Source organism: Kitasatospora sp. NPDC036755 (assembly GCF_040636595.1).
In the GTDB taxonomy this organism is placed as follows: Bacteria; Actinomycetota; Actinomycetes; order Streptomycetales; family Streptomycetaceae; genus Kitasatospora.
The window spans coordinates 1-17255 of sequence record NZ_JBEZUT010000184.1 but is presented as its reverse complement, the minus strand read 5'-3'; the positions used below and the strand labels follow the sequence as shown (position 1 = coordinate 17255).

The 17255-nt window shown below is 75.0% G+C and carries 22 protein-coding genes and 1 riboswitch; of the genes, 6 read left to right on the top strand and 16 right to left on the bottom strand.

The features are described 5' to 3' along the window. Together AB0E96_RS25225 and AB0E96_RS25220 are read right to left on the bottom strand one after the other, a co-directional pair. Positions 1 to 359: winged helix-turn-helix domain-containing protein (locus AB0E96_RS25225; protein ID WP_359827553.1), on the bottom strand; the 359-nt coding region annotated here is incomplete at its 3' end. Positions 360 to 479: 120 nt separating this feature from the next. Continuing rightward, the gene (locus AB0E96_RS25220) at positions 480 to 950 is read right to left on the bottom strand and encodes a carboxymuconolactone decarboxylase family protein (RefSeq protein WP_359827551.1); all 471 of its coding nucleotides are present in this window, start codon (positions 948 to 950) and stop codon (positions 480 to 482) included. Between the two features lie 66 nt (positions 951 to 1016). Here AB0E96_RS25220 and sigJ point away from each other — a divergent pair, with 66 nt between their 5' ends. Then, entirely contained in the window at positions 1017 to 1925 is a 909-nt protein-coding gene (gene sigJ / locus AB0E96_RS25215) for an RNA polymerase sigma factor SigJ (protein ID WP_359827550.1), read from the top strand. Positions 1926 to 1971: 46 nt separating this feature from the next. Here the strand turns inward: sigJ and AB0E96_RS25210 are convergent, their stop codons facing one another. From AB0E96_RS25210 to AB0E96_RS25200, 3 genes are all read right to left on the bottom strand, one after another. Continuing rightward, complete coding sequence (locus tag AB0E96_RS25210; RefSeq protein ID WP_359827549.1) at positions 1972 to 2889, bottom strand: undecaprenyl-diphosphate phosphatase; 918 nt, start codon at positions 2887 to 2889, stop codon at positions 1972 to 1974. Positions 2890 to 2987: 98 nt separating this feature from the next. Beyond that, a complete protein-coding gene (locus tag AB0E96_RS25205; RefSeq protein ID WP_359827547.1) occupies positions 2988 to 3197 on the bottom strand; it encodes a hypothetical protein in 210 nt (69 codons plus the stop codon). A 123-nt stretch (positions 3198 to 3320) separates the two neighbouring features. Further along, complete coding sequence (locus AB0E96_RS25200) at positions 3321 to 4103, bottom strand: NRDE family protein (RefSeq protein WP_359827545.1); 783 nt, start codon at positions 4101 to 4103, stop codon at positions 3321 to 3323. A gap of 139 nt (positions 4104 to 4242) precedes the next feature. On the opposite strand from AB0E96_RS25200, the gene AB0E96_RS25195 reads away from it, so the two are divergent. Continuing rightward, positions 4243 to 4746 (top strand): carboxymuconolactone decarboxylase family protein, encoded by a 504-nt coding sequence (locus tag AB0E96_RS25195; protein ID WP_359827544.1) that lies wholly within the window; start codon positions 4243 to 4245, stop codon positions 4744 to 4746. Further along, complete coding sequence (locus AB0E96_RS25190) at positions 4743 to 5567, top strand: isocitrate lyase/phosphoenolpyruvate mutase family protein (protein WP_359827543.1); 825 nt, start codon at positions 4743 to 4745, stop codon at positions 5565 to 5567. The genes AB0E96_RS25195 and AB0E96_RS25190 overlap by 4 nt, the downstream gene beginning before the upstream one ends. 157 nt (positions 5568 to 5724) lie before the next feature. On the opposite strand, the gene AB0E96_RS25185 is transcribed toward AB0E96_RS25190, so the two are convergent. The 10 genes from AB0E96_RS25185 to AB0E96_RS25140 all read right to left on the bottom strand — a co-directional run bounded on the left by AB0E96_RS25185 (position 5725) and on the right by AB0E96_RS25140 (position 13576). Then, positions 5725 to 5985, bottom strand: coding sequence for a hypothetical protein (locus AB0E96_RS25185; RefSeq protein WP_359827541.1), 261 nt, complete (start codon positions 5983 to 5985; stop codon positions 5725 to 5727). Positions 5986 to 6028: 43 nt separating this feature from the next. Continuing rightward, complete coding sequence (locus tag AB0E96_RS25180) at positions 6029 to 7150, bottom strand: cytochrome P450 (RefSeq protein WP_359827540.1); 1122 nt, start codon at positions 7148 to 7150, stop codon at positions 6029 to 6031. Next, positions 7114 to 8607, bottom strand: a complete 1494-nt coding sequence (locus AB0E96_RS25175; protein WP_359827538.1) for a cytochrome P450 — start codon at positions 8605 to 8607, stop codon at positions 7114 to 7116. The genes AB0E96_RS25180 and AB0E96_RS25175 overlap by 37 nt, the downstream gene beginning before the upstream one ends. After that, entirely contained in the window at positions 8604 to 9173 is a 570-nt protein-coding gene (locus AB0E96_RS25170) for an ATP/GTP-binding protein (protein ID WP_359827555.1), read from the bottom strand. Before AB0E96_RS25170 ends, AB0E96_RS25175 begins: the two co-directional genes overlap by 4 nt. A gap of 88 nt (positions 9174 to 9261) precedes the next feature. Then, a complete protein-coding gene (locus tag AB0E96_RS25165) occupies positions 9262 to 9627 on the bottom strand; it encodes a DUF742 domain-containing protein (protein WP_359827536.1) in 366 nt (121 codons plus the stop codon). Next, positions 9624 to 10037, bottom strand: coding sequence for a roadblock/LC7 domain-containing protein (locus AB0E96_RS25160; protein ID WP_359827535.1), 414 nt, complete (start codon positions 10035 to 10037; stop codon positions 9624 to 9626). The genes AB0E96_RS25165 and AB0E96_RS25160 overlap by 4 nt, the downstream gene beginning before the upstream one ends. After that, positions 10021 to 11286 (bottom strand): sensor histidine kinase, encoded by a 1266-nt coding sequence (locus tag AB0E96_RS25155; RefSeq protein WP_359827554.1) that lies wholly within the window; start codon positions 11284 to 11286, stop codon positions 10021 to 10023. Before AB0E96_RS25155 ends, AB0E96_RS25160 begins: the two co-directional genes overlap by 17 nt. A 303-nt stretch (positions 11287 to 11589) precedes the next feature. Further along, entirely contained in the window at positions 11590 to 12171 is a 582-nt protein-coding gene (locus tag AB0E96_RS25150) for a TetR-like C-terminal domain-containing protein (protein ID WP_359827533.1), read from the bottom strand. Positions 12172 to 12246: 75 nt separating this feature from the next. Then, positions 12247 to 13074, bottom strand: a complete 828-nt coding sequence (locus tag AB0E96_RS25145) for an alpha/beta hydrolase (protein WP_359827532.1) — start codon at positions 13072 to 13074, stop codon at positions 12247 to 12249. 211 nt (positions 13075 to 13285) lie between these two features. After that, positions 13286 to 13576 (bottom strand): YiaA/YiaB family inner membrane protein, encoded by a 291-nt coding sequence (locus tag AB0E96_RS25140; RefSeq protein ID WP_359827530.1) that lies wholly within the window; start codon positions 13574 to 13576, stop codon positions 13286 to 13288. Positions 13577 to 13771: 195 nt separating this feature from the next. Next, positions 13772 to 13930, top strand: a riboswitch (cyclic di-AMP (ydaO/yuaA leader). A gap of 12 nt (positions 13931 to 13942) precedes the next feature. Between AB0E96_RS25140 and AB0E96_RS25135 the strand changes: the two genes are divergently transcribed. After that, entirely contained in the window at positions 13943 to 14791 is an 849-nt protein-coding gene (locus AB0E96_RS25135; RefSeq protein ID WP_359827529.1) for a M23 family metallopeptidase, read from the top strand. A gap of 64 nt (positions 14792 to 14855) precedes the next feature. Here AB0E96_RS25135 and AB0E96_RS25130 read toward each other — a convergent pair whose 3' ends face one another. Beyond that, positions 14856 to 15731 (bottom strand): hypothetical protein, encoded by an 876-nt coding sequence (locus AB0E96_RS25130; RefSeq protein WP_359827528.1) that lies wholly within the window; start codon positions 15729 to 15731, stop codon positions 14856 to 14858. 42 nt (positions 15732 to 15773) lie between these two features. On the opposite strand from AB0E96_RS25130, the gene AB0E96_RS25125 reads away from it, so the two are divergent. Both AB0E96_RS25125 and AB0E96_RS25120 read left to right on the top strand, forming a co-directional pair. Next, complete coding sequence (locus tag AB0E96_RS25125; protein ID WP_359827526.1) at positions 15774 to 16361, top strand: GNAT family protein; 588 nt, start codon at positions 15774 to 15776, stop codon at positions 16359 to 16361. Between the two features lie 113 nt (positions 16362 to 16474). Next, positions 16475 to 17215 carry a sensor domain-containing protein gene (locus tag AB0E96_RS25120; protein ID WP_359827525.1) on the top strand — a complete coding sequence of 247 codons (741 nt, stop codon included), beginning with the start codon at positions 16475 to 16477 and terminating at the stop codon, positions 17213 to 17215. Positions 17216 to 17255: the final 40 nt, after the last annotated feature.

Below are 17255 nucleotides of genomic sequence, written 5' to 3'. Positions count from 1 at the left end.
GCAGGGCGAGGTTCGTCCTGCGGGCTTGGAGGGCCGCTCCGACGGCTGCGAGCATCACCACGATGAAGACCCAGAAAAAGGGTTCCTGTGCCGGAGCCCTGCCGGGAGTCCAGCCAGCCCTCCGCGGTGAGCTGGCCGTACGCCTCGACCACGGTGTTGCGGGCGATCCCGAGGTCCTCGCCGAGCGCCCGGGAGGACGGCAGCCGGGTGCCGGGGCCGAGCCGCCCGTCCTGGACGGCCTCGCGCAGCGCGTCCTCCAGAGCGGCCCGCAGCCCGGCGCCGGCGGCCCGCCGCTCGGTGAGGTCCAGGTGCAGGTCGCCGCCGAAGGTGGTCCAGGTGGTGGTCCGGGAGGTGCTCACGGCCCCCATTCTCGCCCGCCGCCGGGGGCCGTCGCCGGGGTCGTTCCCGGCTCGTCCGCGGGGCCGTTCCCGGCTCGTCCCCGGGGCCGCGGCGGAGGCCCGCCGGGGCCTGCCGCCGGGTCACCAGGTGGTGCCGGCGGGCTCCTCGATGGTGGTGTTGACGCGGTTGAACAGGTTGGTCAGCCCGATCATCAGGATGATCGCGGAGAGCTGCTCCTCGTCGAAGTGGCCGGTGGCGGTGGACCAGACGTCGTCCGGGACGGCCCGGCCCGAGCGGTCGGCGATCCGGGTGGCGGCCTCGGTGAGGGCGAGGGCGGCGCGCTCCGCGTCGGTGAAGAACGGGGCCTCGCGCCAGGCGGCCACCGCGTGCAGCCGCTCGTCGGTCTCGCCGTGCTTCCGCGCGCCCTGGACGCCCGCGAACACGCAGGCGGCGCACCCGTTGATCTGGCTGGCCCGCAGGTGCACCAGCTCCAGGACCTTCGGGTCGACGCCGCCCCGGTACACGGCCTGGTAGATGCCCCGGATGCCCGCCATGGCGTCCGGCAGGACCATCGCGGGGTTCTTCATCCGCGCGGTGCGGGTGGTGGTCATGGTGTCCTCCTCATCGGTTAGCGTCCGTCACCGGACCGACGGATCCCGACGCGAGGATGTGACACGGTGAGCGAGGAAACCCCCCACCCCGGTGCGGAGCCGGCCGATCCGGCCGCCCGCTTCGAAGCGGAACGCCCCCAACTGCGGGCGGTGGCCTACCGGATGCTCGGCTCGATCGCCGAGGCCGAGGACGCCGTCCAGGAGGCCTGGCTGAGGCTCGACCGCAGCGACGCGGGCGAGGTGCGCAACCTCGGGGCCTGGCTCACCACCGTCGTCGGCCGGGTCTGCCTGGACCAGCTGCGCTCCCGCGCCTCCCGCCGTGAGCAGCCGCTGCCGGAGCAGGACGGCCGGGTACGGCTGCCGGACCCGGTGGTCGGCGGGTCGGCGGCGCTGGACCCGGTGCACGAGGTCCTGGTCGCGGACTCGGTCGGGATCGCGCTGATGGTGGTCCTGGAGACGCTCTCCCCGGCGGAGCGGGTGGCCTTCGTGCTGCACGACCTGTTCGAGGTGCCCTTCGACGCGATCGCCGAGGTGCTCGGCCGCACCTCCGCCGCCACCCGGCAGCTGGCCAGCCGCGCCCGCCGCCGGGTCCAGGGCGCCACCCCCGCCGCGGACTCCGACGTCGCCCGCAAGCGCGAGGTGGTGGAGGCCTTCCTGGCGGCCTCCCGGGGCGGCGACTTCGACGCCCTGCTGGCCGTGCTCGACCCCGGGGTGGTGGCCCGTTCGGACGGCGGCACGCTGGTGCCGAGCGTGCTGCGGCGCGGCGCGGCCGAGGTCGCCTCGCAGGCGATCGCCTTCGCCCGCTTCGCCGCCGAGGGCCGGCTGGTCCTGGTCAACGGCTCGCCCGGCGTGGTGTCCTTCGCCGGGGGCCGCCCGCTGTCGGTCATGTCGTTCACCATCCACGGCGGCCGCGTCACCGGGCTGGACATCCTCACCGACCCGACCCGCCTGGCCGCCCTGGGCCTCACCCCCTGACCCGCCCGGGGCCGGCGCCGGGCACCGGCACCGGCCCCGGACCGGCTCAGAGCGACAGGTAGACCGCGCTGCCGACGCCGGCCAGGAAGCAGTAGAGCGCGAACGGCGTCAGGCTGCGGGTCTCGAAGTACCTGGTGAGGAAGCGCACCGAGACGTAGCCGGCCACGAAGGCGGCGAGGCTGCCCGCGAGGACCGGGCCGAGGACGCCGGAGTTCTCGGGCTTGAACAGCTCGGGCACCTTCAGCACCGAGGCGGCCAGGATCACCGGGGTGGCGAGCAGGAAGGAGAACCGGGCGGCGTCCTCGTGGTGCAGTCCGCGCAGGATGCCGGCGCTCATGGTGACGCCGGAGCGGCTGATGCCGGGGAACAGCGCGAGGATCTGCGCGGCGCCGATCCAGGCGCCCCGGCCGTAGCCGAGCCCGGTCAGCCGCTGGTCGGAGGCGATCGCCGGGTCCGGGCCGGGCTCGTCGGCGGGGGCGGCGTGTCCGGCCCGGCGGCGGCCGGTGCCACCGCGCTTGAGCCGCTCGGCGCCGAGCAGCACGAGTCCGTTGAGGGCGAGGAAGACCGCAGCCGGGACGGGCTTGCCGAGCGCGTTGCGCAGGGCCTTCTCCAGGGCGAGGCCGGCCACGCCGACCGGGATGGTGGAGAGGACGAGCAGCCAGGCGAGCTTCTCGTTGCGGGTCTCGACCCGACGGTGCCGGATCGAGCCGAACAGCCCTTCGGCGACCCGCACCCAGTCCTTGCGGAAGTAGACCACCAGCGCGAGCGCGGTGGCCAGGTGCAGGGCGACCAGGGCGGCGAGGTACGAGGAGCCCTCGGCGGTCATGTCGAGGTCGTGCTGGACCTTCCCGCCGATCAGCGCGGGCAGCAGGATGCTGTGTCCGAGGCTGGAGACCGGGAAGAGTTCCGTCACGCCCTGGAGCAGGCCGACGCCTATCGCTTCCGGGTAGGTCAGGGTCGACATCGCGCACCTTCGCTCGGGGATCGGTGGCCGGCCGGGGCCGGGGCCCTCGCGAAGCTACTACACGGATGTAGACGTTCGTCAACGACACCGTCGGAAGTTCACCGACCGTACGGCTGCGGGACACCGGGGCCCAGGTGTGCGAGCAGCGCCGCCGCCACGGTGGCCAGGAGGGAGGGGACGGCCCGGTGCGCCGCGTCGCCGAACAGGGCGAGGGCGGCCACCGCGGCCGGCGTGCCCGCCAGCGGCAGGGCGACGGTCAGCACGGCGAGCAGGCGGCGGGGGCGGTGGACGGGGTCGGGACGGGGCACGGCGGGTCTCCTTCGGGCTCGACCCGTGCCACGGTGCCGCCTCCCGCAGCGTCAGGTGCAAGTCCTTTTCCCCGACCCGGTGCGCACCGGCGCGTGCGCGACGGGGGCGCCGAGGGGCGCCGGTCAGTCCGTGGCCACCCGCCGCCACCCCGACCCGTCCGCGGCCACCGGCGCGGCCGCGAAGTCGTAGCGGAGCAGGTCCGGTCCGAGCGCGAGCAGCGAGATCGACGAGGAGCCCCAGATCCGCCCGTCGCCGAAGTCCCGCCGCTGGACCAGCGCGGCGTCCGCGTCCGGCGCCAGGCCGTCCCCGGTGACGATCGGCAGCCAGCCGCCCCAGGCCGCGGCGACCGGCCCCGCGGCGGTCGGCTCGGGCCGGGGTTCGGCGGTGAGGCGGGCCCGGAAGTGGGCGGCCCGCGCGGCCATCAGGGCACGGATCCGCTCGGAGGTGGTCCGGCCGGCGGCCAGGCCCTCCAGCCCGTCGTTGAGCACCACGCTCAGGCCGGCGGGCAGTTCGCGCTCCTCCAGCCGTCCGCCGTCCCAACTGGAAACCCGGGCGCCGTCGGCCCGGACCAGGACGAGGTGGAACGGGTCGTACGGGGTGAGGTCGAGATGGCCGATCCCGTCCTCCCGGACGGCGGTGAGCGGCAGCCGGCCGCGGGTGCGCCGGGCGTCGGCGGGGGCGAGCGGGCCGAAGCCGTTCAGCAGGCAGGCGGCGGTGCGCCGGTGGGGGTCGACGGCCAGCCAGGTGCCGCCGGCCGCGAGGTCCAGTCCGCCGAGCAGTTCGGGCCGGTCCGGCCAGTGGTGGTCCGGCGGCAGCCAGGCCCGGCCCAGGTACTCGTCCCGGACGGACAGCAGCAGCACCGGGACGGCCGCTCCCGGCTCGACGCTGACGAAGGCCGTGCACACGACCGGGCCCCCTGACCTCGTTGTCGACGATCTCCTGCCGGCGATCCTCGCACGGCTGTTCGCACGCCGGAAGTGGCCCAAGGAACGGACGGCCGAACGCACCAGGACGGTGGGCCTCCGCGCTCCTAGGCTGGCGGCCATGACGACGAACGAGACGACGACGGCCGGAACGACGCGCGCGCACGAGGGCCCGGTGCCCGCCCCCGAGCAGCGCCTGGAGATGTTCAAGCTGGCCCCCGAGTACTACGAGGCGATGATCGCGGTGGAGCGGGCCTCCCGGAAGGGCATCGACCCGAAGCTCGCCCACCTGGTCAAGGTGCACGCCTCGATGATCAACGGCTGCGCCTTCTGCATCGACATGCACTCCACCGACGCCGGCAAGCTCGGCGAGCAGGACCACCGGCTGCTCTCCCTGCCGGCCTGGCGCGAGACCCCGTGGTTCACCGCCCGCGAGCGCGCCGCCCTGGCCCTCACCGAGTCGATCACCCTGGTGACCCAGGGCCACGTGCCGGACGCCGTCTACGCGGAGGCCGCCGCGCTGTTCGACGAGACCGAGCTGGCCCAGCTCATCGCGCTGATCGCCACGATCAACGTCTGGAACCGGCTGAGCATCTCCACCCGCATGAGCCCGGCCGCCAAGTGAGCGCCGTCGACCGGAGTGCCCAGCGGGAGAGGGCCCGGCTGCTGGGGGAGCTGCACCGCCCGGGGGAGCCGCTGGTGCTCGCGAACGCCTGGGACGTGCCGAGCGCCCGGCTGGTCGCCGCCGCCGGGGCGCGGGCGGTGGCGACGGCCAGCGCGAGCGTGTCCTGGTCGCTCGGCAGCGCGGACGGCGGCGGCGCCGACCCCGAGCAGGTGCTGGCCCGGACCGCCCAGGTGGTCCGGGCCGTCGACCTGCCGGTGACCGCCGACCTGGAGAACGGCTACGCGGACACCGCCGCCGGGGTCGGCGGGACGGTCGCCGGGCTGCTCGCCACCGGCGCCGTCGGGGTGAACCTGGAGGACGAGGGCCGGCCCGAGGAGGAGGCCGCGGAGCGGATCGCGGCCGCCCGGGCCGCGGCGGACGCGGCCGGCGTGCCGCTCTTCGTCAACGCCCGCACCGACGTGTTCCTGCGCGGGACCGGCGCGCCGGAGGGCCGACTGGACGACGCGGTCCGGCGGCTGAGGGCGTACGTCGAGGCGGGCGCGGACGGGGTGTTCGTCCCCGGGGTGTCCGACCCGGAGACCATCGCCGCCCTGGTCGCGGCCGTCCCGGCGCCGTTGAACGTGCTGGCCGGGCCCGGCGCCCCGGCCGTCGCCGAGCTGGCGAAGCTCGGGGTGGCCCGGATCAGCCTGGGCCCGGGCCTGGCCGAGGTGGCGTACGCGGCGGTCCGCCGGGCCGCCGAGGAGGTGTACGGCCGTGGGACGTTCACCGCGCTCGCCGAGGGCCTGAGCTACCCGGAACTCAACCGGCTGTCCGCGGGCTGAGCGCCGGCCGATCGCGGACCGTGCCGCCGGCCGACCCCGTGGGCCGGGGTGCGGTGGGCCGGGGCGCATTGGGCCGAAGTGCCGCGGGCGGCCGGCCGTTCGGGGGGTCGGCCGGCCGACCGCGGGCCGGTCACCGGACCGGCCCGGGACCGGCCGGTCAGTTAAGGATCTGCCCGCTGAGCCCCGGGTGGCTCATCTGGCCGGTCCCGATCGCCTCGATCTCGTTGGCGGGCTTGCCGACCAGCGGGAGCTTGCCCACGGTCCGCAGGGCGAGGTCGGCGGGGGAGACTTCGAGCCCGTCGGTGAGCCCGCCGGTGGCGTCCGGCGAGGCGGCGGTCTGGGTGGTGGCGGAGGCCGCCGGGACGGCGAGGGCGAGGCCCGCCATGGTGAGGGCGGCCAGGGTGGCGAGTTTCTTCATGCCCTGCCGAACGACCCGGACCGCCCTCAGGTAACCGGTCGGCTCAGACCGTCACCCACAGGGTGCGCACGCTGTTGCTGACGAACGAGGCGATCGGCTCGTTCGCCCGGCCCTCCGCCGGGGCCAGCCCGGGGAAGCGGGTGAACAGGTGGCGCAGCGCCGTCTCGGCCTCCAGCCGGGCGAGTCCGGAGCCGAGGCAGAAGTGCGGGCCGTGACCGAGCGACAGGTGCTTGGCGGGCTGCCGGGTGAGGTCGAAGCGGTCCGCGTCCGGGTGGTGCCCGGAGTCCCGCCCGGCCGCCGCGTACGAGGCCAGCATCGCCTCGCCGCGCCGGATCACCACGTCGCCGACCGCGATGTCCTCGGTGGCGTAGCGCAGCGGGAACTGCCCGACCGGGGAGTCGTGGCGCAGCGTCTCCTCGACCACCGCCGACCACGGCTGCTCCCCGTCCAGGACGAGCCGCAGCTGGTCCGGGTGGGCGAGCAGGGCGCGAACGGCGTTGGTGATCAGGTTGAGCGTGGTCTCGTGCCCGGCGACCAGCATCAGCAGCAGGGTGCCGACCAGTTCGGCCTCGCTGAGCCGCTGCCGGTCGAGGGGGCGGTCGGCCTCGCGGACGGCGATCAGGTCGGTGGTGAGGTCGTCGCCGGGCTCGGCCCGCTTGGCCGCCACCACCGAGGCCAGCAGCGCGTAGAGGCTCCGCTGCGCGGCGACGGCCGCCTCCGGGGTGGCCGAGCTGGAGACCAGGGTGTCGGAGAGCTCGTGCAGCTCGTGCTGCTGCTCCGGCGCGAGGCCGAGCAGCTCGCCGATCACCTGCATCGGCAGCGGGTAGGCGAAGTGCTCCCGGAGGTCGAACTCGCCCTCCAGCGTGGCGACCCGGTCCAGCAGCGCGGTCGTCCGGGCCTCGATGGCGGGGGCCAGGGCGGCGATCCGGCGCGGGGTGAAGGCCTGCGAGACCAGTCCGCGCAGCCGCCGGTGGTCCTCGCCGTCGGCGGTGACCATGCCGGGGACGGTCACGAAGTTGAGCAGCGGCCAGCCCTCCGGCAGCCGCCCTTCCCGGAAGGTGGTCCACAGCCGGGCGTCCTTGCCGACCCGGGGGTCGGCGAGCAGCGACTGGAGGGTGTCGTGGTGGGTTATCGCCCAGACCACCACCCCGCCAGGGAGTTCCACCAGGACCGCGGGGCCGGCCGCGCGGAGTCGGGCGTTCTCGGCGTGCTGGTCCCGGCCGAAGGGGTCGAGTCTGACGGGTTCGGCGCGGTTTCCGGAGTCTGCGGTGGTGTCCATGCGGGCCTCTCGGGGGCTGGCGGGCGGGGCGGGGTGAAGGCGCTGTAGAGCACCGGGAGGGCGTTCAGGGCCCGCGACCACGGGGACGGACGCCAGGTCAACTCGCCTGCGGGAACAGCGAGTTGGAGGTCCGGCAGGCGGTGCAGCAGGGTCTCGACGGCGGTCTCGACGATGATCCGGGCCGGGTGCTGGGCCGGGCAGACGTGCCGGCCCGCGCCCCAGGCGAGGTGGGCCCGGTTGCCGCCGAGCGAGCCCTGGGCGGCGGTCGAGACGCCCTGCGCGGCCGGGTCGGCGTTGGCCGCGGCCAGACCGAGGACGAGCAGGTCGCCGGCGCTGATGTACTGGCCGCCGAGGACGGTGTCGCCGGTGGCCCAGCGGCCGGGGAAGTTCTGCGTCGGCGGATCGCGCCAGAGCACCTCCTCCAGCGCGTCGGAGACGGTCAGCCGCCCGCCGGTGAGGGTGGCCCGGAAGCGCCGGTCCGTGAGCAGCAGCCGCAGGGTGTTGCCGGTCCAGCAGATGGTGGTCTCGTTCCCCGCGACCATCATCACCACCAGGTGGTGCACCGCCTCCTCGTCGGTCAGCGCGGCGGGGTGGGCCAGCAGCCAGGAGGTGAGGTCGGCGCTGGGCTCGGCCCGGCGTCGCCGCACCAGGTCGACCAGGACGGCGTGGAACTCCTGGTTGGCGCGCACCGATTCGGCGCTGCTGTCGGAGATGTCGTTGATCAGCCGGATGAGGTGCGGGCCGGCGTCGGCGGGCAGGCCGAGCAGCTGGGTGAAGACCAGCAGCGGGAGCCGGCGGGCGTACTGGGCGACCAGGTCGGCGGTGCCGTCCGGGCCCCAGCTGTCGATCAGGCCGTTGGCGGCGGCCTCGGTGGTGCCGCGCAGCTGGCGGTGGTCGATCTGGGCGAGGGTGTCGGCGACGGCGGTGCGCAGCCGCTGGTGCTCGGCGCCGTCCAGGTTGAGCAGGGTGGGGCGCCAGGAGGTCATCGGCTGGAGCCGCGAGTCGGTGGCCAGCCGGCCCTCGGCGGGCACCCGCCAGCGCCGCGAGTCCTTGGAGAACAGCGCCTCGTTGCGGGTGAGTTCGAGCAGTTCGGCGTAGCCGAGGACGAGCCAGGCCTCGACCCCGGGCTCCAGCTCGATCGGCGCGACCTGCCCGTAGCGCTCGCGCAGCCGGGCGTACAGGCCGTGCGGGTCCTCGGCGACGGCCGGGCCGTACAGCGGGGTCAGCGGCACGCCCACGGGCAGCCCGCCGGGGACGGTGCCGGGCCGGCCGCCGCCGTGGGCGACGGGACAGCCGGGAGCCCCGGAGGCTCCGGGAGCCACCGGGGGTTCGGGTGCGGTCATCCCTGGAGCTCCAGGATCGAGCTGCGGTGGAGGTGGTCGACGAAGTCGATCAGCAGGTCGTAGGACTGTCGGCGGTCGCGTGCGTCGCAGTGCAGGATCGGCACCTCCGGCAGCAGGTCCAGCGCCGCCCGCAGCTCCTCCTCCGGATAACTCGGGGTGTCCGGGAAGGTGTTGACGGCGACCGCGAACGGGATGCGCTGCTCCTCCAGCCGGCCGAGCACGTCGAAGCTCTCGTCCGGGCGGCGCAGGTCGACCATGGCGATGGCGCCGAGCGCACCGCGCGACAGGTCGTCCCAGAGCGGCCAGAACCGCTGCTGGCCGGGTGTGCCGAACAGGTACAGCGCGAGCCGCGAGTTGAGCGTGATCCGGCCGAAGTCCAGCGCCACCGTGGTGGTGGTCTTGCCGGCGCGGCCGGTGAGGTCGTCGACGCCCGCGCTGGCGGCGGTCATCGTCTCCTCGGTGCGCAGCGGGGCGATCTCGCTCAGCGAGCCGACCAGGGTGGTCTTGCCGACCCCGAACGGACCGGTGACCAGGATCTTGACCGCGCCCTGCACCGACGAGGGCAGGTACTGCGGCCCGTCGGCGGACCCGGCGGCGCCGGTCGTGGCCCCGCCGGTCGCGGTGGCGTCGGGAACGGCTTCGTCGGGCACGGCTTCAGCGGAGTTGGCGGAGGCCAACGAGCACCTCCTCCAGGAGGGTGGCGGGCAGGCGTTCGGCCTGCGGGACGGGCGGGAGCACCTGGACGGCGCCGAGGTCCCACAGGTCTCCGACCAGCACCTTGACGACGCCGAGCGGCAGCCCCAGGTGGGCCGCGACCTCGGCGATGGACAGCAGGCTGTGGCAGAGGTCGAGGATGCGCCGGTGCTCGCGGTTCAGCAGCTCGTGCTCGGGCAGTTCCGGCGGCTCGGGCAGCCCTAATGGTCCGGGCACGGCGCTGACCAGGCTCTCCACGGCCAGCTCGGCCCGGGTGGGGCGGCTGCGCCCCCCGGTGATGACGTACGGCCGGACCGGGCCGCTCACCGGTGGCCCCCCGCCGCGTGGTCGACGCGCGGCGGGCTGGTGAGGTGGGTGCCGATCCGTTCGACCAGGACCTGCATCTGGTAGGCGACCAGGCCGGCGTCGACGGCCTCGCCGGCCACCACGGCCAGGTGGGCGCCGACCCCGGCGGCGACGACGAAGAGGTAGCCGCCGCCGTACTCGATGATGATCTGGCGGGTGGCGCTGCCCGGTCCGCCGAAGCCCGTCGCGACGCCGCGGGCCAGCGACTGCAGTCCGGAGCAGGCGGCGGCGAGCCGTTCGGCGTCGTCGCGGGCGATGCCCTCGCTGCGGCCGATCTCCAGGCCGTCGTTGGAGACGACGACGGCGTGCTGGACCTGCGGGACGGCGATGATGTCGGCGAGCAGCCAGCCGAGATCAGGGGTGGTGGTCATGGAACTCTCCGGAGCGCTGGGGAAGTCGGGGGGAAGCGGGCAGGGAAGGACTGGACTGGGCCTGGGCCCGGACGGCGGAACGGCCGCTGGCGGTCCCGGCCTGGAACATCGCCATGAACGCCTGTGCGTCCCGGGCCGAGCGGTACGGCGGCGCGGGCGGCGGTGGGGGAGCGGCGTGCTGGGCCGGGCGGCCCGTGCGGCCGCGCCGGTGGCTCCGGCGGGGCAGCGGGGGAGGGGTGTCACCGGTGGCGGCGTGCCGGCCGGGTGGCGGGGTCTCCACCAGGGGGTGGCCGGCGGGAGAGGCCGGCCGGGGTCCGGGGCTGAACGCCCGGTCGTCCGGCCCGAGGCCGGGGACGGTGGGCGGCAGCGGCTCGGTGAGCAGCGCGTTCGGCAGCAGCAAGACCACGCGCACACCGCCGTACGGCGAGGGCGCCGAGCTGAGCGTGACCCGGAATCCGTACTGCTCGGCGAGCCGGCCGACCGCGGCCAGGCCCAGCTGCGGCACCTCGCCCAGCCGGGAGACCTCCAGGGTGCTGCCGCCGGCCAGGGCGGCGGCGGCCTTGGCGACGGCCTGTTCCGGCATGCCGACCCCGCCGTCGTCGATCTCGATGACGGCGCCGTTGTGCACCGGCATCAGGGTGACGAACACCTGGGTGCTGGGCGGGGAGTAGCGGGTGGCGTTGTCCAGCAGCTCGGCGATCGCGTGGATCAGCGCCTCGGCGGCGGCACCGACCACCGCGGTCTCGGTGCGGCTGCGCACCACCACGCGCTGGAACGGCAGGATGCGCGACTGGGCGCCGCGGACGACGTCCTCCAGGGAGACCGGTTCAGGCCAGTGCCGGCCGGCCCGCGCGCCGCACAGCACGGCCAGGGTCTGGGCCAGGCGGGCCTGTTGGGCGGCCGCGTGGTCGGCCTTGAGCAGGCCCTCCAGCAGCGCCGGGTCGTCGTGGGTGCGCTCCATCTCGTCGAGCAGCGCCTGCTGGTCGTGGGCCATCACCAGGATCCGGCGGGCGACGCTGAGGAAGGCCCGCTGGGTGGAGGCGGTGTGCTCGTGCTCCTGCTGGACGGCGGCGAGTTCGGCGCCGCGGCGGGAGAGCTCGGTGGCCAGCTGGTCCTGGACGGCCGCGAGTTCGCCGCGCAGCCGGTCGGCGCGGCGGCGCTGGGTGACGGACACGGCGTGGAACCGCGCGGCGGCCACGAGGGCGAGGACGGCGAGCACGCCGGTTGCCGTTACGGACCACTGAGTCATCGTCACGCCGCGAATTCTAGGGTGATGATCCTACGAAGGTGTGAACGGATCTCGCCAAGTGACCGGATCTCGTCAATATCGAGTCAATTCGGCGTCAATCGGCACTCGTTCGACCCCGATCCCACCGCCTGACGAGGCATCCGACCCTCCTGGCCGGTGCCGGTTCGAAGCGTCGGGATCGAGCCGGGTGGCCGGATCCCGTTCTGTGATGTGTGGGGCCTGTGCGCAGGGTGTTACGAAAGGGACGCCTTTCGGTGCAGGGGTACCCGGACGGCGCCACACGCCCTGAGCGGGCCGGGCCCCTCAGCGGGGCACGTCCTGGGCGGGCCAGGCGCGGAGGCCCGTGGTGAGGGTGGCGACGAGGCGGTCGTGGGTGGTGGTGAGGTCCTCGGCGAGCTGGAAGGCCCCGGCGGCGGTCAGGGAGGCGAAGCCGTGCGCCAGGGAGCGGACGGTGCGGGCGGCGTGGATCGCCTCGGAGCCGTCGAGGCCGTACTCCCGCAGCACCGCGATGATCACGCCGACCAGCCGGGCGGCCGCCCGGGCCAGGTCGTCGTCGGGCTGCGGGGCCTGGGGCAGGGCGTTGTAGCGGTGCGGGTGCTCGGTGGCGTACGCGTGGTAGGCGCGCAGCACCGCGGCCACGGCGTCGTCTCCGCCGCGCCCGACGGCCGCCTCGGCGAGCCGGTCGGCCAGGTCCCCGGTGACCCGGACGGCGATCAGCCGCCGCAGTTCGGCGAGGCCGCCGCTGACGTGCTTGTACAGCGAGGGGGTGGCGACCCCGGCCCGGGCGGCGACGGCCGCCAGGGTGAGGGCCTCGGGGCCCTGCTCGTCGATGAGGGTGAGGGCGTGGTCGACGACCTGGTCGGGGGTCAGTCCTACGCGGGGCATGGGTTCGGGCTCTCCGTACGGATGGGGTCGGGCGGACGGGTCGGGCGGGGTGCGGCCGGGCAGGGGCCCGCGGGCTCAGCCGAGTTCGGCGAGGAACGGCAGCAGGGCGTCCGCGGTGGCCGCCGGGTTGTCGGCCATCGGGTAGTGCCCGGACCCCTCGATCATCGCCTTCCGGGCGCCGAGTGCGGCGGCCTGCCGGTCGGCGACCAGCTCCGGCTTCGGGAAGTCGGGGTCCTTGTCGCCCATGACGACCAGCGCCGGGCACCGCACCGCGGCCGTCCAGCCGACCGGCGCCGAGTCGCCGTGGACGTACCCGCGGGTGGCCGCCTTGCGCCCCGGGGTGCGCAGCGCGGCGACCAGCCCGTCCACGTACGCGTCGAAGTCGGCGGGCTTGGCGCCGGGGAAGGCCATCCGGCGCAGGTAGAAGCCCCAGGAGGCCGGCCAGTGCACGAGGGCCGCGCCCAGCAGGCCCATGGCGCCGCGCATCAGGGCGCCCGGCGGCGGGTTCTCGACGAAGGCGTCGATCAGGACGATCCCGGCGACCCGCTCGGGCGCGTCCCCGGCGGCCCTGACGACGGTCGCCCCGGTGTAGGAGTTCCCGGCGAGGACGGCGCGCTCGATGCCGAGGTGGTCGAGCAGGGCGAGGACGTCGCCGGCGATGGCGGCCGGGCCGTAGTCGTCCCAGGCGATCGAGGACTCGCCGAAGCCCCGCAGGTCCATGGTGACGACCCGGTGGCCGGCGGCGGTGAGCAGTGGGCGCAGGTGCCGGTACGCGGCCCGGCTGTCGAGCATGCCCGGCAGCAGGACCACGGGGGTGCCCTCGCCGTGCCGGGTGTCGTCGAAGGCGATCCGGCCTCCGGGGACGGTCAGGTACTGGGTGGTCGGGGTGGTGGTGCCGTTCACGGGGTCCTCCTCGGGCCGCCGGTGCGGGGCATCGGCGGTGCCGCCGATAGCCATAAAGCTAAGGCTAATAGCCTTAGCCGTCAAACGGTCGGCGGCGCACCGGAGCGGACGGGGCGAGGAAGGGGCGCGGGAGGAGTGGACGGGGGAGGAGTGGACGGGGCGAGGAGGGGGCGCGGGAGGAGGGGGCGGTGCGGTGCGGGGCGCGGAGCGGTCAGACCCCCTCGACCTTGAACGGGTCGTGCTCGCTGAGCAGCTTCTCCAGCCGGGCCTGGTCCACCCGGGTGACCATCTCGTTCGACTCCTGCCGGTCCCGGATCACCTTCGCCAGCGTGAACGCGGAGGTGACGGTGTAGAGGAGTCCGATCCCCAGGAAGGCCCGGGTCCACCCGCCGACCGGCAGGTAGGCGATCCCGGCGGCGAGTGCGGTGCCCGACAGGGCGAAGGACAGGACGGACTGGATGTAGTACGCGGACGTGGTGCGGCTCTGCATCGGTGCGCTCATGGCGTCAGGATGCGGCCGTCGGATCGGACCGCACATGAGTATGGGTACTCAGATGGGGCCGTGCATGAGGGGCCGTTCGTTGACGTCCGATCATCTGTCCGCAGGCTGCTCCGAACGGATGGCTTGGAATCAGAGCCTCCTAGGATTAACGTTTGATAACGCAGCGCGGTTGTCAACGCCGTAACCAGACGGCACCGTGCGCCGTCGCCTAATCCCGACGACCGGCCTCCGGGCAGGTCAGGGAGCCGGGGAACCACGTTCCTTGGGGTGAATCGGCGGGGCTCCGGCCCGGCCGTAGGAGACCTTCCTGCTCCGAACCCGTCAGCTAACCCGGTAGGCGCGAAGGAAGGAAAGGAGCGCGTCTCCGTGGCGTCGACGCACACCCCGGCACACCCGGCCGGCCCCGCAGCCGGTACCCAGCTCCTCGACCACCCCGGCACGGACGGACCCGAGCCCTTCGGCCCGGACGACTTCGCCGCGGAGGCCGAGACCAACCGCCACCGGATGCCGCGTCAGACCCGCGGAGCCTCCCCGCTGCTCGGCGTCACCGCCGTGGCCGCCACCCTGGGCGCCACCGGCTTCGCCTCGGCGACCCCGGCCGCCGCCCCCGCCATCGAGGCCCCGGACGAGACCCCGCTCGCCCTCTCCGCGGACCCCGGCCTCGCGCTCGCCGCCCGCATCCAGAGCCAGGCCGACAGCCAGCGCACCGCCGCCGAGGAGACCGCCCGGCTCCAGGCCGCGCAGGAGGCCGAGGCCAAGGCCGCCGCCAAGGAGGCCGAGGCCAAGCGCGCCGCCGAGGAGGCCGAACGGGCCAAGGCCGCCGCGCTCGTCCTCCCCGTGGACGACTACCGGCTCTCCGCCCACTACGGACAGAGCGCCCGCTACTGGGCCAACCTGCACACCGGCCTGGACTTCGCCGCCGACACCGGCACCCCGGTCCACGCGCTCGGCCAGGGCACCATCACCTCGGCCGGCTGGGCCGGCTCGTACGGCTACCGGATCGTCGAGACCCTGCCCGACGGCACCGAGATCTGGTACTGCCACCTCTCCGCGATCACCAAGGGCTCCGGCAAGGTCGCCGCCGGCCAGCAGATCGGCAAGGTCGGCGCGACCGGCAACGTCACCGGCCCGCACCTGCACATGGAGGTCCGCCCCGGCGGCGGTGCCCCGGTCGACCCGGAGCCCTGGCTCCAGCAGCGCGGCCTCAACCCCTGACGCACCCGCGGAAGCCCCCGGGCCGGAGCCGCGGCACCGGCCCGGGGGCTTCCCGCGCGGCCACTCACTCCTCGGCGGGCAGCTGCGCCAGGTACGCCTCGATCTCCTCCGGGCCGGGCTCCGGCGCCAGCTCCGGGAACTCCGTCACCAGCAGCCGCGGCAGCCCCGGCACCGTCCACCCGCCGAGCAGGTCGAGCGCCGCGTCGACCGCCGCCTCCTCGAACCGCCCGAAGTCCCCGGCCAGTTCGTCCGGCATCGGCCGGCCCAGCGCGGTCAGCTCGGCCAGGTTGCGGTAGCTGCGCCGCATCAGGCCCTGCTCCAGCAGCCGCCGCGCGCCGTCCGTGGCCATGCCGACCGACAGCACCCGGCCCGGGCCCCAGCCCTGCTCGTCCGGCTCGTCCAGCCAGCCGGCCGGAGCCAGCGCCTCGAACGCGGCCAGCCGCTCCTCCTCCGGGAGCTCCCCGAAGCCGGCCAGCCAGTCCCGCACCGCCGCCCCGTCCGTCACGTCCACCCCGTACGCGTGCAGCAGCAGCGCGTACAGCCGGGGCCAGGTCACCAGGTCGGCGCGGCGCAGCAGCCCGGCCGCGACCTCGCCCTGCCACTCGGCCTCCGCGTGCAGCCGCTCCTGGCGCTTGGCGTTCAGCCGCCGGGCCGCCCGCTGGTGGTCGACCAGCAGCCGGACGGCGTCGCCGTAGGCGAGCGGGTCCTCCTCGGGCGCGGGTTGGACGTACAGGTGGAGGCGCTCGTACAGCAGGTGCTCCACCGCGCCGGAGGTCAGTTCGGGCCAGCCGTCGTGCATCCTGCCCTCGCCCAGCTCCAGCAGCGCCAGCACCGCGCGCAGCGGCCCCTCGGCCACCGGCGCGCGGCCCTGCTCGGCCGCCCAGGCGAGCAGGTCGGCGGCCTTGGTGCGCGGGGCGAGCCGCAGGTCTTCGTCGTTCATAGTCCGAACGGTAGCCGCCGGGCAGGGATAGGGTCGGCAGCCATGGTCCCCGTACGACTCACCGGCCCGCGACTGGCCGTCCGCGAGTACCACCACACCGAGGAGGACGTGGACGCGCTGCACGCGCTGTTCGGCGACCCGGAGGTCACCCGCCACCTGCCCTTCGGGCCGAGCGGCCGGGAGGACTGCGCCGACCAGATCGAGCTGTACCTGGAGGAGGCGATGGCCGAGGAGCGGGACACCTACCGGCTCGCCGTCACCAGGCTCGCCGACGCCGGGGAGCCGGACGACGCGACGCCGATCGGGCAGGCCTCGCTCACCCTCGAAGGACACCGCGCCGCCGGGATCGGGTGCGTGCTGGCCCGCGGCTCCTGGGGCCGCGGTTACGCCCGCGAGACCGTCGGCCTGCTCTGCGGCCTCGCCTTCGGCGCCCTGGACCTGCACCGGCTGACCGCCCGGGTCGCGGTGGCCAACGCGGCCTCCGTCCGGGTGCTCACCGGGCTGGGCTTCCGGCCGGAGGGGCGGCTGCGGCAGGACACGTTCAAGGACGGCACCTGGTCCGACTCGTACCTCTACTCGCTGCTCGCCGACGAGTGGCCCGGCCCGGCCGTCCCGGGGGAGGGGGGTTAACCCCACCCCGGATCCGCCAGGCCCCCGGATCCCCGCCGACCGGCCGGTCCACCAGACTGGACCCCGTCAGCAGGACGAACGACCGACAGTACGAGGGGCCGGGGGCCGGGAGCATGAGCAGCAGCCGCAGCACGGAGGACCGGGAGTGGGACGTCCTGGGCGGTCACGGTGACGACCCGCGGCCCGGCCGGGCCCGCCGGACCGAGCGGCGGCCGGCGCTGTGGCGGACGCCGTTCTCGGGCTACTACTACCGCGAGGTCGGGTACGCGCTCAGCGGCCTGCCGGTGGCGATCGCCGGGTTCGCCGCCTCGATCGTCATGTTCTGCTTCGGCCTCGGCACCTTCGTCACCGTCCTCGGCCTGCCCGTGCTGGGCGCCCTGACCGGCCTCGCCCGCGGCTTCGGCCGGCTGGAGCGGGCCCGGGTGCGCAACATGCTGGCGCTGGACGTCCCCGGCCCGGCGCCGGTGCGCCAGGTCCGCCCGGGCAACTGGGGCGCGATCACCGCGCGGCTGGCGGACGGGGCAGGCTGGAAGGCCGTGCTGTACCAGGTGGTGATGTTCCCCTGGGCGATCTTCAGCTTCACGGTGACGCTGGTGTTCCTGGTGCTCGGCTGGGCCCTGACGCTGTACCCGCTGTACCACTGGATCTTCCGCGCCTACACCCCCTGGAACGGGTACCGGCTGTTCGACTTCGAGGACAGCGACGGCATCCGGCACGTGTACGAGATCCAGGCGCCCTGGCAGATCGCCGCGCTCTCGCTCCTCGGGGTGCTGCTGGTCTTCCTCACCACGCAGCTGGTCCGCGGGCTGACCAACGTCAACCGGGCCGCCGCCCAGGGGCTGCTCGGCCGCTGACCCGCAGCCCCGGCCGGCCCCGCCCGCACCCCGCCGGCCC

Excerpts from the sequence above, each read along its gene's own strand:
- AB0E96_RS25125 (WP_359827526.1), top strand. The coding sequence starts at position 15,774 with ATGGTCCCCGTACGACTCACCGGCCCGCGACTGGCCGTCCGCGAGTAC.
- AB0E96_RS25195 (WP_359827544.1), top strand. The coding sequence starts at position 4,243 with ATGACGACGAACGAGACGACGACGGCCGGAACGACGCGCGCGCACGAG.
- AB0E96_RS25220 (WP_359827551.1), bottom strand. The coding sequence starts at position 950 with ATGACCACCACCCGCACCGCGCGGATGAAGAACCCCGCGATGGTCCTG.
- AB0E96_RS25160 (WP_359827535.1), bottom strand. The coding sequence starts at position 10,037 with ATGACCACCACCCCTGATCTCGGCTGGCTGCTCGCCGACATCATCGCC.
- AB0E96_RS25210 (WP_359827549.1), bottom strand. The coding sequence starts at position 2,889 with ATGTCGACCCTGACCTACCCGGAAGCGATAGGCGTCGGCCTGCTCCAG.
- AB0E96_RS25175 (WP_359827538.1), bottom strand. The coding sequence starts at position 8,607 with ATGACCGCACCCGAACCCCCGGTGGCTCCCGGAGCCTCCGGGGCTCCC.
- AB0E96_RS25120 (WP_359827525.1), top strand. The coding sequence starts at position 16,475 with ATGAGCAGCAGCCGCAGCACGGAGGACCGGGAGTGGGACGTCCTGGGC.
- AB0E96_RS25185 (WP_359827541.1), bottom strand. The coding sequence starts at position 5,985 with ATGAAGAAACTCGCCACCCTGGCCGCCCTCACCATGGCGGGCCTCGCC.
- AB0E96_RS25150 (WP_359827533.1), bottom strand. The coding sequence starts at position 12,171 with ATGCCCCGCGTAGGACTGACCCCCGACCAGGTCGTCGACCACGCCCTC.
- AB0E96_RS25155 (WP_359827554.1), bottom strand. The coding sequence starts at position 11,286 with ATGACTCAGTGGTCCGTAACGGCAACCGGCGTGCTCGCCGTCCTCGCC.
- AB0E96_RS25140 (WP_359827530.1), bottom strand. The coding sequence starts at position 13,576 with ATGAGCGCACCGATGCAGAGCCGCACCACGTCCGCGTACTACATCCAG.
- AB0E96_RS25130 (WP_359827528.1), bottom strand. The coding sequence starts at position 15,731 with ATGAACGACGAAGACCTGCGGCTCGCCCCGCGCACCAAGGCCGCCGAC.